A 15,076-nucleotide genomic window follows, 5' to 3' on the forward strand; every position below is an offset into this window, starting at 1 on the left:
AGTAATCTCTTTTATTTAGTAGCTGCTTCTTGCTCTTCTAATTTTTTGATTGCTGTTTCTTCATCCTCAATAACACCAAATTCCATTAATAGGGATTCTAGCTCTTCCATTTCTATTGGCGTAGGAATCGTCATCATATCGTTTTCCAATATTTTTTGTGCTAAATATTCATATTCCTTTGCTTGCTGGTCTTCTGGTTTGTATTGAGCAACTGTCATCTTACGCAATTCAGCATGCTGGACGACATTATTGCGTGGAACATAATGAATCATTTGTGTATTTAAACGGCGGGCAAGCTCTGAAATTAGCTCTGCTTCTCTGTCCGTATTACGGCTATTACAAATTAATCCACCTAATCGTACACCGCCACTATTTGCATATTTTAAAATACCGCGAGAAATATTATTTGCTGCATACATCGCCATCATTTCACCTGAACAAACAATATAAATTTCTTGCGCTTTATTTTCACGTATTGGCATTGCAAAACCACCACATACAACGTCCCCTAATACATCATAAGAAACAAAATCTAATCCTTCATAAGCTCCTTCTTCCTCTAAAAAATTAATAGAGGTAATAATTCCACGTCCAGCACAGCCAACCCCTGGTTCTGGCCCCCCTGATTCTACACATAGGATATCGCCATAACCTTTTGCGATGACATCTTCTAATTCTAGATCCTCTACTGTTCCCATTTCTGCTGCTTGTTCTAAAACTGTACTTTGTGCTTTCGTATTTAGAATTAAACGAGTGGAGTCTGCTTTAGGATCACATCCCACAATCATAATTTTTTGACCAAATTTTGTTGCTAATTGTGCTAAAGTATTTTGTGATGTAGTTGATTTTCCAATTCCACCTTTTCCATAAAAAGCGATTTGACGCATTGTAATTCCCCCTCTATTTTAATTAAAACTTCCCAAATGAATTAAACATATTCTACTGACGTATGGTTCATATACTTGTAATATTTACTACTCTCATAAAGCAATTCTTCAATGTTTCCTGATTGGATAATGGAAACTATTCCTCTATCCTGCAAATACTTTTGAGGTGCTTTGCCAATGCCAGAACTAATTAACATCTGACAATCTTTTAAAATCTCAGCGGTTTCTGCAAGTATTGGAACCTGTTTTGTATTGCAACCGACTTTTCCAACACAATAAGACTGAACCTTCCTAACACCAACAAACTTAATTTCTTTTTCTTTCACATCAAAAACCAAAAATTCTTTCGCATGCCCAAAATGAAGATTGACTCTTGCATTCCCTCTTGTCGTTACAGCTATTCTAAGACTTGAAGAACCTGATTCTATTTTCCTTTTTTTTAATGCCTCTCGTTCTTGTTTTTTCTTGCTTTTTTCTTTCACTTTCAACTCAAGTTCTTGCTGAATTGTTTCTCTTGCTATTGGGTCATATTGAATCGGAACATTCATAATCTTGTCCTTGGTATATTGTGCACTTCTGTCTTCTCCCAGCAATCCAATTGCATCAGCTCTACATTGACGGCAATGTTTCATCATTTTCAAACTACCAGAACATTTTTCTTGTATTTCTTGTATTTCTTTAGATGTTGGGTTCCTAACTCCATTTCTTTCAAAAACTGTATCAGGAGTAACAATTAAAGGCATGATATTATGGACAAACGCTCCCCTTTTCTTCACTGCCTTCGAAATTTCCTCCATATGCTGATCGTTTATTCCTGGAATAAATACTGAGTTTACTTTACATAGAATCCCTTTTTCAGTCAGTGCTTCTAGCCCTTTCAACTGATTATTAATTAGAATTTCAGCAGCCTCAATCCCCTTGTATTTTTTACCTTCATAAAAAATATACGAGTATATATGCTGCCCGATCTGTGGATTAACTGCATTAATCGTTATCGTTACATGATCAATATTTAATTCTTGAATCTGATCGATAAATTCTAAAAGTCTTAATCCATTTGTACTTAAGCAAAGTTTTAGTTCTGGTGCCTTTTCTGCCACCCCACGAAAAGTTGCAAAAGTCTTTTCTGGATTAGCCAATGGATCTCCAGGTCCAGCAACCCCAACTACTGATAACTGCGGAATCTCCCCTGCTACTACTAACACTTTTCTTACTGCTTCTTCTGGCTTTAATACTTCACTAACAACTCCCGGTCTACTTTCGTTTGCACAATCAAATTTACGACTGCAGTAATTGCAACGAATATTACATGCAGGTGCCACTGCTACATGCATGCGGGCAAAATGATGATGTGCATCCTCGCTATAGCAGGGATGACGGGCAATGCGATCTTCCACTTCTTGATTAATCGTTTTCACACTCTCTCCTCCCTGAAATAAATTGATACACGAATGCATTTCTTGTTTCTAGTAATTCCCTTTCTCATCCCCCTTCCTTTTAAAATTTCTAAGAGGTTTCCAACATCTCCATATTATTAATGTAAATATATGGAATTCTTTCGCTGATTACCTAAGATATTATTTTCTGTAAATTCAAAATTCAATATAATTGTCAGATTATTTTACATGGTTTTTTCTTGCAATCGATTACAAATTGCATTTTTATTCATAATTTTGTAACATTCACACAAATATCCAGAAAAAATAGTTCTTAATTCCTAATTTATTTGAAAGAGGGATTTTGCTTTCATGAGCAAAATCCCTCTTTCTAACTTTATTGATTTAAATACTCCATTTCCTGCAATTTTCCATACTTCATATACAAAATGCGATTGCCTAAAATCTTTGCCTCCTCATAATCATGTGTAACCATAATTATCGGGATTTTCCATAGCTGATGAAGTCTTTTCAATTCTTCATAGCAAACATTTTTCGTAAATTGATCCAAACTAGAAAATGGTTCATCAAGCAATAATAATTGTGGTTCTGTTGATAAGGCTCTGGCTAAAGCCACTCGTTGTTTTTCCCCACCTGAAATTTGTCTTGGATACTTTTTCAGCAAATGTTCTATCCCAATTACTTGGACAAGATGATCTACTAACGACTGACTTTTCATTGCATAGGTGATATTTTTTTCAACGGTCATATGGGGAAAAAGGGCAAAATCTTGAAATAAATAACCTAGTTTTCTTTTTTGAATCGGCATTACTCCTCGATTTTTTTCAAAAAAAGTCTGCTCGTTAAATTTTATCAACCCATCATCTGGTACATCTAATCCAGCAATACAATTCAGAACGGTTGTTTTACCAGATCCAGAAGGACCAAAAAGGATTAAAATGTCATCTTTGGATTCAAATTGCAACTGAATCGTGAAATGTTGTAATTGCTTCTTCATGTTTAACATAAGCATTAATATCACCTGTTTTATTTTTGGAATATTTCTACCTAAATTGATTACCTCTTAATCTTTGTAAATGAAAGTCTTTGATTATTAATCTGTTTTATATTTTAATAAATTTCTTTTGCTCCACCAATTCAACCAGATATTCGCAACTAAACCCAATACAATTAAAATTACCACCCAAAAAGATGCTGTAGAAGTATTCCCAGCTTGTACAGCGAAGTAGATTTCAACTGGAATTGTATTTGTTCTACCTGGAATAAAGCCAGCAATCATTAATGTCGCACCAAACTCACCAAGTGATCTAGCAAATGTGAGAACAACCCCTGCTAATAATCCAGGCCAGGCTAGTGGAAACGAAATGGTCCAAAATACTTTAAACTTACTTGCTCCCATGATTATTGCAGCATTTTCAATATTTTTGTCATAATTTTGGAAGGCAGCAGAAGCACTTTGATACATAAGTGGGAAAGCAACAACAATCGCTGCAAGGATTGCTCCGAACAATGTGAATACAATTTGTATATTAGTCGACTCAAATAATAATTTCCCGAATATACCATTTTTTCCAAAAAGGTATAACAGGGCAAACCCAACAACGGTTGGTGGCAAAACTAGTGGTAACAATATAATTGCTTCTAACACACTTTTCCCCAAAAAATCTTCTCTAGCAATTGCTCTTGCACCAAAAGTACCTAAAATAAAAACAATAATTGTGGCAATGGAAGCTACTTTTAACGATAAGAATAAGGGTGTATAATCCATCTTTTTATATTCTCCCTCGAATACTAGAGAACTTTCTCCTTTCGCTTATTAAATTTATTTAATAAATCCGTATTCAGCTAAAATGGTTTGTGCCTGTTCTGAAAGTAGAAACTCGATAAATTTGTTTGCTGTGTCTTGTGTTGTGGAGTCAGTTAATACTGCGGCAGGATAAATAATCGGTGTATGCAAAGAGGAATCTGCTTCTGCTAAAACTTGTACCTTCTCTGAAATAAGTGCGTCAGATGAATACACAAATCCAATATCTGTATTTCCTGATTCAACATAGGTTAATACTTGTGTTACATCACTTCCGTAAACAAATTTATTTTTAAGCTCTTCCCATTTACCCAGATTTTCTAGAATTTCTTTCGTATATGTTCCAGCAGGTACACTATCTGGATCTCCTATAGCAATTTGTCCCATTTCATCCCCTTTTAAATTTTCAAAAGTTAAGAAATCTTTATCACTATCTTTTTCTCCTATCAAAACTATTTTATTGCCTGTAAAATCCTTTCTCGTTTCTTTTACAATTAAATTCTCATCTTCTAGCATATTCATCCATTTTTGATCAGCAGATAAAAAAATATCAACTGGCGCACCTTGTTGTATTTGCTGTGCTAATTGACCAGAACTACCAAAATTGACAGTAATGGTTACTTGGGGGTATTCTTTTTTAAAAGCATCTTGTAATTCTCCCACTGCTTCTTGTAAACTTGCAGCAGCAGCAATCGATAGTTCCACTGCATCTTTCTTCTCCTTTTGAACTGATGCCTCCTTATCGTTGCTACATCCTGGTAACATAAACAAAATAAGAATGGCTAAAAAAATACAAACTTGATTTTTCATCTTGATCCTCCTACTCTATTTTTATCTAACTATAACTAGGTATAATATATAATAGAAGAAACTAGGAAATTAATTCTATTTAGTTATAAATAGTTATAATTAGTTATAACGATTATAGGAATAAATAATACCTTAGTAAATATAAAATACAGAAAATTCTAATAATAAAATCGAGGTGTTCACAAATGAGTCACAAAAAATCTTATACTACGGAGGAAATTGCAGATATTCTCAAAGTTTCAAAGCTAACTGTCTATGACTTGATAAAAAAGGGGAAGTTAGCTGCATATAGAGTTGGCAGACAAATGAGAGTAGATGAAGCCGACTTAGAGAAATTTAAATGGAATGCAAAAGAAAAACAATCCACAACAAATGAATCATCTAGATTGCCTATCCTTTCTCCCAATCACTTTCATGATCCTTTTACCAATATTCGGTCCATCATAATTAGTGGACAAGACCCTTCTTTAGATATACTCTCAAGACATTTGGATAACAGCGTAGACTACTTCCGCCCTCTCCGTTCATACGCAAGCAGTTTAAATGGAATCATTAGCCAGTATAATGGGGAGGTAGATATCGCTAGTGTTCACTTATTTGATGGGGAAACTTCCACTTTCAATCTGCCCTATTTAAAAAAGCTATTAGTAAGTCATTCTTTTATTGTTATTCGTTTTATAAACAGATGGGCTGGATTTTATGTAAAACATGGAAATCCAAAAAAAATTATTAGTTGGCAAGATATACAACGTTCTGACATTAAATTACTGAATCGCGAAATTGGATCAGGTGCTAGAACATTGTTAGATGAACATTTAAGAATGAATAATATTACAATCCAATCTATTCATGGCTATGAAGAAGTTGCTACAAGTCATTTTAGCGTAGCAGTCGGAATTGCACAGAATAAGGCTGATTTTGGAATTGGAATGGAAAAAATCAATTATCCATCTGGAATTGATTTTTTACCACTTGTAAAAGAAAACTACGATTTGGTGATTTTAAGGTCATCAGCAAACGAGCAGCTTATTCAATTAGTAGTTGAATTACTTAAAACAAAGGAGCTAAAAAGTGAACTTTCAGCTGGTGGGTATGATATTTCTGAAACGGGAAAGATTATTTATTCTCAATAAATGAATTAAACGAGCCTTCCTTATTTTCTTAGAGCGTTAAGTTTGTTTTTGGTACTTTTCTGTATAAATAGATTTGTAGAATTATAGACAGAAAGAGAATATTTTTATAAATAAGTGCTACTTTCATTGAAAACCGTCTAAAAAGTTACGAAAATTGACACAGTTATATTTTTGAATTTCCCTTAAAATAGATATATTGATTGTTTATACTAAAAATTCTAAATTTTCATACTACTAAAGGAATAGACAATCTGTTGATTTAACTTCTAAAGAGGGGGAGTAAAATGTCTATATTACCAACAAAAAATGAACTAGGTTTCTATGAAATTCGGTTAGAATCCATCGGAGGTCTTGGTGCAAACTTAGCTGGAAAAATGTTAGCAGAAGCTGGTGTTCTAGGCTTAGGATTAAACGGATCTAACTTTTCTTCCTATGGTTCTGAAAAAAAAGGATCTCCTGTAAAGAGTTTCATTCGTTTCTGTGATGTCACCACAGATATCCGCGCCCACAGTCCTATTGAAGAGCCACATGTTATTGGGGTGTTTCATGAAGCCTTATATAAAACCGTAAATGTATCAAGTGGCCTAAAGTCAGATGGAATTATTTTAGTTAATTCTGCCAGAGATTTTGACGAAGTAAAAAGAGATTTAAACCTTCAGCACGGAACATTAGCTATCGTTGATGCACTTAAAATTGCGGTTAAAGAAAAGACAAGAGTGAACACTGCAATGCTTGGTGCTCTATTTCGCATATGTGATTTTCTAGACCCAGAAGCTATTAGGAATGTTATTAAAAGGACATTCGAGAAAAAATATCCTCACTTAGTAGAAGCAAATATTAGAACATTTGACCGAGGTTATGAAGAAGTTGTATTTAAAAAATATGAAACACCTCAAGATACTCATCAAAATGCTTTCTCACGCCCTCTCTCATCATTAGGATTTGCGACCCAAACTATCGGCGGTGTCCTAACGACACAAGGAAATAGTATGGAAAAGGATTTAGGCGGCTCTCGCCAAGGTTATATTCCAAAATTCGACAAAGAAAGTTGTATTAATTGTGCTTCTTGTGATACTGTTTGTCCAGACCTCTGCTTTGTATGGGACAAAAGAGTAAATAAGCGTGGGAAGCAAATAATGACGTTACAAGGAATAGATTATCAATATTGTAAGGGGTGCCTAAAATGTATTGAAGCGTGTCCAACAAGTGCACTGAGTACAGTCCAAGAGAAACAAGGATTCACGCATGATAACAAAGTATCCCAAAATTTTCCTTATATTTCAGGAGGGATTTCCTAAATGTCTATATTAGAAAATGATCTGTTAATCAAAAATAGACCAGTTCAAATAACCACATTTGAATCTGGAAATGAAATGGCTGCTATGGCTGCCGCGCAAATAAATTATCATATAATGGGCTATTTCCCTATAACCCCTTCTACAGAGGTTGCACAATATTTAGATCAAATGAAAACAAGGGGCGAACACGACATTCAATTAATTCCAGCTGATGGAGAACATGGATCTGCAGGAATATGTTACGGAGCAGCTGCAACAGGTGCCCGCGTAATTAATGCAACAAGTGCCAATGGCTTTATGTATATGCTTGAACAACTTCCTGTCCAATCTGGCACAAGATTTCCGATGGTATTAAATCTTGTTACCCGTGCGATAAGCGGTCCTCTCGATATTAGAGGCGATCATTCAGATTTATATTTTGCTCTAAATACAGGTTGGGTCATTTTAACAGCAAGAACGCCTCAAGCTGTTTATGATATGAATATTTTGGCCTTGAAAATTGCCGAGCATTCAAAAGTTCGATTACCTGTAATTGTAGCTTATGATGGCTTTTTTACCTCTCATCAAAAAAGAAAAGTCCATTATTTTCAAGATAAAGAAGTTGTTCAACGTTTTGTTGGTCCTTGCCCAACAGAATATCCAGCTATTCGAAATCCAAAGCAGCCAGTTACCATTGGCGCACACATGAATGGTGATGATTTATTAAACAACCACTTCCAACAATCGGAAGCAATCTACCGAGCAAAAGATGTTTTTATAGAGATTTCAAAGGAATTCGAAAAAATTGCCGGGAGACACTATCCCCTGTTAGACCTATATAGAATGGATGATGCAGATGTTGCATTGTTCCTACTGAATTCTGCCGCTGAAACAGCTAAAGATGTGGTAGATCAATTACGTGAAAAAGGGATAAAAGCTGGGGTAATTAGTCCAAATCTAATTCGTCCTTTTCCTGCAGAAGAAATTAGAAAAGCTTTAAGAAATGTAAAGGCACTGTTAGTTGGGGAACGTGCTGATTCTTACGGTGGACATGGTCCAAATATTACACATGAAGTAAAATCCGCTTTGCAGGAAGATAAATCTAATAAAACCATTGTATTAAGTCGTGTTTTTGGATTAGGCGGAAAAGATTTTTATGCAGATGATGCAGAAAATTTATTTTATTTCGCCATTGAAGTGATGAATCAATCGAAAACTGTTAAAACGTTTGATTATTATGGACATTATCCAGGGGAGGTAGATAAAAAATTACAACCATTGATGGAACCACAATTTGGAGAAGACGACTTTAATACTGGATTAATTGAAGTTAACCAAGATGAAGAAACACAAACTATAAAAGTTAAAGTTCCTCCCCTTCGTACCCTTACTGCAAAACCAAAACGTTTTGCTCCAGGTCATGGGGCTTGTCCTGGCTGTGGAATTTTATCTGGTCTTGAACTCTTTTTTAAAGGCATTGAAGGAGATATTGTTGTATTATTCCAAACTGGCTGTGCTTATGTAGTGACAACAGCTTACCCCCATACTTCTCATAAGCAAACAATGATGCATAACTTATTTCAAAACGGACCTGCTACATTATCCGGGACATTAGAAGCCTTTTTGGAATTACAAAAAAGAGGAGAAATAGAGATTGCTGATAATACAACTTTTGTGATGGTCACTGGTGATGGCGGAATGGATATTGGCATGGGGTCAGCCATTGGAACAGCTTTAAGAAATCATCATTTAATTATGTTAGAATACGACAATGAAGGGTATATGAATACTGGTTCACAAATGTCTTATTCTACTCCAATTGGTCATATGACTAGTACAAGTAATATAGGACGTACTCAAAAAGGTAAAGGATTTCATCATAAAGATACCGCGCAAATTATGGCTGCTACAAATATTCCATATGTATTTACAGGTGCTGAAGCCTTTCCATTGGATTTAATAAAAAAAGGAGCAAAAGCACAATGGTATGCGCAAAATGTTGGTACTGTCTATGGGAAGATTCTTGTTAATTGTCCATTAAATTGGAAAACAGATGACAAATTCGGATCTAAAATAGTGGAAGCAGCCGTCCAATCATGCTTCTTTCCACTATATGAAGTGGAAAATGGTATAACAACCATTACTTATAACCCAGAAGAAAAAAATAAAAAAATTCCTTTAACAGAGTGGTTGAAATATATGGGGAAAACCAAGCATTTACTAAAAGATGAAAATACAGAAATGCTAAAAGATTTTGACCAAGAAGTAGAAAAAAGATGGACAAAATTAAAAATGAAGCATGAACATCCGTTACTTTAAATAAATAAGACTTGTAAATAAATAAGAGAAACATTAATGAGGAGATTCAATCCCTTTAATGTTTCTTTTTTTTGTGATTAATTATCCACTATTCGATCATTATTTTTATAGTTTTAACAATGGAATTCTTTCCTAATCACTTTATGTTCCTCCCATTTATACTACTATTACTTTATTCGAGACCAAATATTTCTGACTCTGGCAGCTGCGTTTTTGTTAATTCCTCTATTACTTTTTTAAAAGCATTATCTTTTTTCTAGAAGTTCTACTGAAGAAGAGTGATTAAGCAATAATTATTATTTATATTCATGATAATATATATACAAGACAATCGATAACATTGGAAAAGGAGAGAGAGTATGTATGTAAAAGTATATGAATTCCATATACAAGAGGAGAAAATGGATGAATATTTTCGTATTCAAGAAAAAGCATGTAAAATTTATAAAAACTATCTGGACACAGAAACAACCTACTTACAAAGTCACGATGATCCAACAAAATGGATGGAGATGACAACCTATTCTAGTGAGGAAGACTATCATAAGAACATTGCTATTATCAATGATAATGTGGAGATTCAGGCATTATTTAGGGAATTTCAGGCATTACTTTTACCAGAAAATAAACTTATAAAAGAAACAGATTTCACCAAGGTCATGGGATATGAAAAAAATAGCTTTTAAGATATAAGGAAAGGATACCATTAGCTAAAGCAAGGTATCCTTTTAATTCCTATTTAAAATCTTTCCAGTTCATGGAGTTTTCATTTAACAATTCTTCAAAGCTTTTATTTTTCTCTCTTTGTCTTCGTTCTTCCCGTTTTCTTTCTTCTTCTGCTTTTAGCTTAGCCTCTTCTTGTTCTTTAAGCTCTTGTTTTTTATTTTTGAGTTGAGTTGCTAATTGATCATTCAGAAGATCACCTAATGTAACAGGCTTATCTTGTTGTTTTTCTTTTTGGATATTTTTCCGCTTTTTTGCCATACGTTTATCCTCCAACTATCTGTTCATTACTATGCAAGCTCAATGGTTTCATCTAGCTCGACTTCTACATTCCCTTTAATTGCTCTTGTAATCATGCAGCTTTCTTCCGCTTTATGGGCAAGTTTTGCTGCAAGCTTTATGTCTTTTTCAGTAGCCTCTTTTTTTAGTATTATCTTCGGGCGATGAATAATTTTTTGATATGTGAATACACCGTTTGTCACATCCACCACTGCCTCTGATTCTAATGTTAAGCTTTCCTTTTCAAGTCGACTTCTTTCCATCATTGCTGCAAGTGTAATAATAAAGCAAGTTGCTGCAGCACCAAGTAGCATTTCATCTGGATTTGTACCGACACCAGGACCATCCATTTCTTTAGGAATCGATATTTTTGTTTTTAAATTTCCACTTTCAATTGTACCGACATCATTACGATAGCCTGGCCAATCTGCATTTAAATAAAAATGATGTTCTGCCATAATTCAACCCTTCTTTTTTACTATGCTGTATGTATAATAACATATTTTTTTACTCAAGTTATATTAGAGAATTGGATACAGCACAAATAGTCTTGCTAGTATCACTATATTCATTTAGGAGGGATAGTAATGGGTCAAAAACGAGAAAAAGGGTATAGCCAAGCTGGGAAACCAAATGCAGATACTGTCAAACAAACAATCGCAGCAGAAGATTTGGAAAAAGCCATTCATCCGACAAATAGACAAAACTCCAAACAGTAGCTACTTATCTTACACCTTCTACTATTCCTAAAGAGGGTGTAGGATTTTCTTTATTTCTTACCTCCTATATATAAACTTCCGCCCTTTTAGTTCCATCATGTAACCATTTGATCATTTCTGCATAAGATTTTTTATCATAGGCGCCCCTATTCTTTGTCTATTTTTTTAAATTGAAGCGACTGTCTATTTTGTTTCTCTTGGAAGAAGTGATACACTCAAATTAGTTTCTGCTAAATTTCTGTACTAACTGGAGGAATCGGTTTGAGAAAGCTGTTTCGTTATCTATTTTCTGTCTTATTGTTTATTACATCCATTGGAGTATATTGTTCTAATCGATTAATGTATATGAAGAAAAAGGATGATGCTTTTATTTTAAAAAGAGAGAAAGAAGCTGGCAGATATGATCCAGTTACTTTTGAAAATTTAACTAAACAAGAAATTACAATTCCTTCTCCTTATGGCTATGAGTTAAAAGCTATTCTAGTGGAACCTTATGATACGAAGAAATATATCATCATCTCACATGGAGTAACGGAAAATAAAACGAGTTCGATTAAATACATGAACTTATTTTTAGAAAGAGGTTTTAATGGAATCATCTATGACCATCGTAGACACGGAGAATCTGGCGGAAAAAATACAAGCTTCGGTTATTATGAAAAATTTGATTTAAAACAAATTGTAGACTGGGTAAAAAGAGAAAAAGGAAAAGATATTATTTTAGGCATCCATGGGGAATCGATGGGTGCTGCAACGATGATTCTTTATGCTGGAGGAATTGAGGATGGCGCTGACTTTTATATAGCAGATTGTCCATTTTCGGATTTTACCGAACAGCTAAATTATCTAATTAAACAGGAGATAAAACTGCCTGGGAAAGTCTTCATCCCCATTGCTAATTTATTTCTGCGAGCAAGGGCTCGATATTCCATAAAGGATATCTCTCCTATTTCCGTTATTGATAAGATTAAAAGCCCAATGTTATTTATCCATAGTCAAAAAGATGATTTTATTCTGCCAGAAATGACTCAAAAACTTTTTGATAAAAAACAGGGTCCCAAAAAATTATTTTTCGCAGTAAATGGATTTCATGCTCAAAGCTATAATGAGAACAAAGAAGCCTATGAGAAAGCGATTGATGACTTTTTAACGGAATATGTAAAAAGTGATTAAAGAAAAGGAGATATGCTTTTCTTTAGCATGTCTCCTCTTTCTTATTATATCTTAAATTGTTTTATCTTATCCTGTAGATCGGTTGCGAGTTGTGCTAATGAAGTCGAAGATGCTGCTATTTCCTGCATCGATGCTACTTGTTCTTCAGTAGCTGAAGAAACGTTTTCTGTACTAGCTGCTGCTTCACTCGCCATACTATTAACTTCTAGAATAGAATAATTGATTGTATTTGTATGCTCTTTCAAATGGTCAAGTGATTCACTTACTTCTTCTACAAGTGTGACTAGTTCATTAATGGATTTCTCAATTTTCATGAAAGAATCTCCTGCATCTCGAACGATACCGATGCCTGCATCCACTTCATTTGCAGCAGTTGTCATCGATAAAGAAGTATTCTTAGAATCAGTTTGAATCTGACTAATAAGGCTGGTAATTTGCTCTGCAGAACCTGCAGTTTGTTCTGCTAATTTCCTTACTTCATCTGCAACAACTGCAAAACCTTTTCCTTGTTCGCCAGCTCTTGCTGCCTCGATTGCTGCATTTAATGCTAGTAAATTTGTTTGGGAAGAAATATCCGATATTACCATTGTAATATCGGATATTTGATTTATTCTAGATTCTAATGTAGCTATTGATTCGGCAAGCGTCACCATATTATTATTAATGGATTTCATTTGTGTCGTTACTTCTGAAATACGTTTCGCACCCTCAAGCGATACTTCTGCTGTTTGCTCTGCTGTTTCTGCCACTTTTTTTGCACGTACTGTTATAAGTCCAGTCGTTTCATTTACATTACGAATATCGGCTGAGCTTGATTCCATCAATCTCATTTGTGTTTCAGAACCTTCGGCAAGCTCCTGAATCGTTTCAGAAATATGTTCACTTGCTTTGCTACTTTCTTCTGAACTAGAACTCAATTGTTCAGAAGATGAAGCAAGATGATGGGATGTTTCCGATAACATTTCAATAAGGCCCTTCATTCCTTCAGCCATCCTATTATAACTATCAGATAGAGAACCTATTTCATCTTTCCCTTTATAACTCGACCTTTCTGAGAAATCTCCTTGTCCTCCTCTTTCCATTAAAGTTTTTAGACGTTTAATTGGGTTGACAATCATAGCAGAAATATAGAGACCAAATAATACAGCAAGTACTACAGCTATAATTATAACTCCCCAAGATATATAGATCATTGTCGTATAATACTTGTTATTTTCATTGGATATCTGTTCTGCTTTTTCCTCATTTGCTTTTTGAAGTTCATCCAATTGTTCATTGATAAAATTTGTTTTAGTTCGTAAATTTTTAGTATATAAACTATACGCTGAATCATTAAAATTATTGATTGATAAAGAAATAACCTGATCTTGTAGTTGATCAAAGCCAGCAGAAACATCTTTAAATATCTTATATGCCTTTGCCTCTTCCTCTGACAGTTTTATCGAATCAAGTTTTTTAATATACTTGTCGGACTCCTCCGTATTCTTTTTTATTGCTTCTAACAATTCCTGATTTTTCTTCTCATCTTCTGTAATCATTAACTCGATAATGTAGCTATCGCTTGTATATCGATATTTTTGTATTTTTGTAATATATGTATTAGGTAATAGTTTTTCTTCATACATCTTTTGAGTGTTTTTGGACATTTCCTTCATGCCATATATCCCAAATAGTCCGATTAAGATTAATGCTATTGCACTAAACATAATGATAATCATTATTTTTTTTGAAATATTAATATTTTGTAAAAATCTCATTGAAGCTACCTCATTTCACTAATTTAATCCCTTTATCATATCGACATACATCGACAATACTTTAGCCTAAAAAAACAAAAAAATTTCGAATAACGAAACTTTCAGGAAAAAATATAGTAAAAAAACTTAAATAGATACAAAAAAGCAAATTTTGCTACATTCTATCATTAAAGATAGCTTGCTTAGCAAAATTCGCTTTTATCTTTTTACCAATGCTCTTTAATAAACACATCTCTTCCAGACTTTTCTCTATCTTCTTTATAATGCGTCTTATTTTTCTTATGATAATCCTGATGATAGGCTTCAGCTGGATAGAATGTCGCAGCTGGTTCTATTAATGTAACAATTGGCTTCTTAAATTTTCCACTTTCGGCCATTGCTTGTTTCGATTTCTCAGCAAGTTCTTTTTGTTTATCATTATGATAAAAAATGGCTGTTCGATATTGAGGTCCACGATCATGAAATTGCCCATCTGGATCTGTCGGATCAATTTGTTGCCAATACAATTCTAATAACTGCTCATATGGAAACAAGTCTGGATCAAATGTAATTTCCACGACTTCAAAATGACCAGTTGTTCCTGTTTTAACTTGTTCATATGTTGGATTTTCCACATGTCCCCCACTATAGCCAGAAACAATTCCTCCAATCCCTGGCTGTTCTTCAAATGGAGATACCATACACCAGAAACATCCACCTGCAAACATTGCTTTTTCCATAATTCCCATCTCCCTAGCTGCTACAATTAATTTTTCAACATATTATTTTAAGAAAATTATCTATAACTCTCCTATTCGA

General features: G+C 34.1%; 15 protein-coding genes. 6 read left to right on the forward strand and 9 right to left on the reverse strand.

The genetic code is table 11. From position 1 onward, the window contains the following. Nucleotides 1-11 precede the first annotated feature (11 nt). The 5 genes from nifH to modA form a co-directional block, all read right to left on the reverse strand. Nucleotides 12-887, reverse strand: coding sequence for a nitrogenase iron protein (nifH, locus tag ACWNMZ_RS23630; RefSeq protein ID WP_031538364.1), 876 nt, complete (start codon nucleotides 885-887; stop codon nucleotides 12-14). Nucleotides 888-928: 41 nt separating this feature from the next. Further along, nucleotides 929-2,305: a nitrogenase cofactor biosynthesis protein NifB gene (gene nifB / locus ACWNMZ_RS23635; protein WP_160314250.1), complete on the reverse strand. Its 1,377-nt coding sequence runs from the start codon at nucleotides 2,303-2,305 to the stop codon at nucleotides 929-931. Between the two features lie 355 nt (nucleotides 2,306-2,660). Next, nucleotides 2,661-3,296 (reverse strand): ATP-binding cassette domain-containing protein, encoded by a 636-nt coding sequence (locus tag ACWNMZ_RS23640; RefSeq protein WP_031538366.1) that lies wholly within the window; start codon nucleotides 3,294-3,296, stop codon nucleotides 2,661-2,663. 81 nt (nucleotides 3,297-3,377) lie between these two features. Continuing rightward, nucleotides 3,378-4,052, reverse strand: a complete 675-nt coding sequence (modB, locus tag ACWNMZ_RS23645; RefSeq protein ID WP_031538368.1) for a molybdate ABC transporter permease subunit — start codon at nucleotides 4,050-4,052, stop codon at nucleotides 3,378-3,380. A 54-nt stretch (nucleotides 4,053-4,106) separates the two neighbouring features. After that, nucleotides 4,107-4,898 carry a molybdate ABC transporter substrate-binding protein gene (gene modA, locus ACWNMZ_RS23650; protein ID WP_284561218.1) on the reverse strand — a complete coding sequence of 264 codons (792 nt, stop codon included), beginning with the start codon at nucleotides 4,896-4,898 and terminating at the stop codon, nucleotides 4,107-4,109. 185 nt (nucleotides 4,899-5,083) lie between these two features. Between modA and ACWNMZ_RS23655 the strand changes: the two genes are divergently transcribed. From ACWNMZ_RS23655 to ACWNMZ_RS23670, 4 genes are all read left to right on the forward strand, one after another. Further along, a complete protein-coding gene (locus ACWNMZ_RS23655) occupies nucleotides 5,084-6,031 on the forward strand; it encodes a substrate-binding domain-containing protein (RefSeq protein ID WP_284561217.1) in 948 nt (315 codons plus the stop codon). A gap of 284 nt (nucleotides 6,032-6,315) precedes the next feature. Further along, a complete protein-coding gene (locus ACWNMZ_RS23660; RefSeq protein ID WP_031538373.1) occupies nucleotides 6,316-7,329 on the forward strand; it encodes a 2-oxoacid:acceptor oxidoreductase family protein in 1,014 nt (337 codons plus the stop codon). Continuing rightward, nucleotides 7,330-9,627, forward strand: coding sequence for a transketolase C-terminal domain-containing protein (locus ACWNMZ_RS23665; protein WP_031538375.1), 2,298 nt, complete (start codon nucleotides 7,330-7,332; stop codon nucleotides 9,625-9,627). 359 nt (nucleotides 9,628-9,986) lie between these two features. Then, a complete protein-coding gene (locus ACWNMZ_RS23670) occupies nucleotides 9,987-10,313 on the forward strand; it encodes a hypothetical protein (protein ID WP_031538376.1) in 327 nt (108 codons plus the stop codon). 49 nt (nucleotides 10,314-10,362) lie between these two features. Here ACWNMZ_RS23670 and ACWNMZ_RS23675 read toward each other — a convergent pair whose 3' ends face one another. Both ACWNMZ_RS23675 and ACWNMZ_RS23680 read right to left on the reverse strand, forming a co-directional pair. After that, nucleotides 10,363-10,611, reverse strand: coding sequence for a YqkE family protein (locus tag ACWNMZ_RS23675; protein WP_031538377.1), 249 nt, complete (start codon nucleotides 10,609-10,611; stop codon nucleotides 10,363-10,365). Nucleotides 10,612-10,640: 29 nt separating this feature from the next. After that, nucleotides 10,641-11,087, reverse strand: coding sequence for an OsmC family protein (locus ACWNMZ_RS23680; RefSeq protein WP_251628771.1), 447 nt, complete (start codon nucleotides 11,085-11,087; stop codon nucleotides 10,641-10,643). Between the two features lie 129 nt (nucleotides 11,088-11,216). Between ACWNMZ_RS23680 and ACWNMZ_RS23685 the strand changes: the two genes are divergently transcribed. Together ACWNMZ_RS23685 and ACWNMZ_RS23690 are read left to right on the forward strand one after the other, a co-directional pair. Continuing rightward, on the forward strand, nucleotides 11,217-11,348 hold the full coding sequence (locus tag ACWNMZ_RS23685) for a hypothetical protein (protein ID WP_269320386.1): 132 nt from the start codon (nucleotides 11,217-11,219) through the stop codon (nucleotides 11,346-11,348). 261 nt (nucleotides 11,349-11,609) lie between these two features. Continuing rightward, nucleotides 11,610-12,521 (forward strand): alpha/beta hydrolase, encoded by a 912-nt coding sequence (locus tag ACWNMZ_RS23690; protein WP_251628773.1) that lies wholly within the window; start codon nucleotides 11,610-11,612, stop codon nucleotides 12,519-12,521. A 44-nt stretch (nucleotides 12,522-12,565) separates the two neighbouring features. Here the strand turns inward: ACWNMZ_RS23690 and ACWNMZ_RS23695 are convergent, their stop codons facing one another. Further along, a complete protein-coding gene (locus tag ACWNMZ_RS23695) occupies nucleotides 12,566-14,278 on the reverse strand; it encodes a methyl-accepting chemotaxis protein (protein ID WP_251628776.1) in 1,713 nt (570 codons plus the stop codon). Between the two features lie 206 nt (nucleotides 14,279-14,484). Then, the gene (gene msrA / locus ACWNMZ_RS23700; RefSeq protein ID WP_031538385.1) at nucleotides 14,485-14,997 is read right to left on the reverse strand and encodes a peptide-methionine (S)-S-oxide reductase MsrA; all 513 of its coding nucleotides are present in this window, start codon (nucleotides 14,995-14,997) and stop codon (nucleotides 14,485-14,487) included. Nucleotides 14,998-15,076 lie beyond the last annotated feature (79 nt).

The organism is Niallia sp. Marseille-Q9988 (assembly GCF_976954375.1).

What these genes read in the sequence shown, in the direction of transcription:
- ACWNMZ_RS23675 (WP_031538377.1), bottom strand. Translation starts at nt 10,611, where the DNA reads ATGGCAAAAAAGCGGAAAAATATCCAAAAAGAAAAACAACAAGATAAG.
- ACWNMZ_RS23695 (WP_251628776.1), bottom strand. Translation starts at nt 14,278, where the DNA reads ATGAGATTTTTACAAAATATTAATATTTCAAAAAAAATAATGATTATC.
- ACWNMZ_RS23640 (WP_031538366.1), bottom strand. Translation starts at nt 3,296, where the DNA reads ATGCTTATGTTAAACATGAAGAAGCAATTACAACATTTCACGATTCAG.
- ACWNMZ_RS23655 (WP_284561217.1), top strand. Translation starts at nt 5,084, where the DNA reads ATGAGTCACAAAAAATCTTATACTACGGAGGAAATTGCAGATATTCTC.
- modB (WP_031538368.1), bottom strand. Translation starts at nt 4,052, where the DNA reads ATGGATTATACACCCTTATTCTTATCGTTAAAAGTAGCTTCCATTGCC.
- nifH (WP_031538364.1), bottom strand. Translation starts at nt 887, where the DNA reads ATGCGTCAAATCGCTTTTTATGGAAAAGGTGGAATTGGAAAATCAACT.
- ACWNMZ_RS23685 (WP_269320386.1), top strand. Translation starts at nt 11,217, where the DNA reads ATGGGTCAAAAACGAGAAAAAGGGTATAGCCAAGCTGGGAAACCAAAT.
- ACWNMZ_RS23660 (WP_031538373.1), top strand. Translation starts at nt 6,316, where the DNA reads ATGTCTATATTACCAACAAAAAATGAACTAGGTTTCTATGAAATTCGG.
- msrA (WP_031538385.1), bottom strand. Translation starts at nt 14,997, where the DNA reads ATGGAAAAAGCAATGTTTGCAGGTGGATGTTTCTGGTGTATGGTATCT.
- ACWNMZ_RS23680 (WP_251628771.1), bottom strand. Translation starts at nt 11,087, where the DNA reads ATGGCAGAACATCATTTTTATTTAAATGCAGATTGGCCAGGCTATCGT.
- modA (WP_284561218.1), bottom strand. Translation starts at nt 4,898, where the DNA reads ATGAAAAATCAAGTTTGTATTTTTTTAGCCATTCTTATTTTGTTTATG.
- ACWNMZ_RS23670 (WP_031538376.1), top strand. Translation starts at nt 9,987, where the DNA reads ATGTATGTAAAAGTATATGAATTCCATATACAAGAGGAGAAAATGGAT.
- ACWNMZ_RS23665 (WP_031538375.1), top strand. Translation starts at nt 7,330, where the DNA reads ATGTCTATATTAGAAAATGATCTGTTAATCAAAAATAGACCAGTTCAA.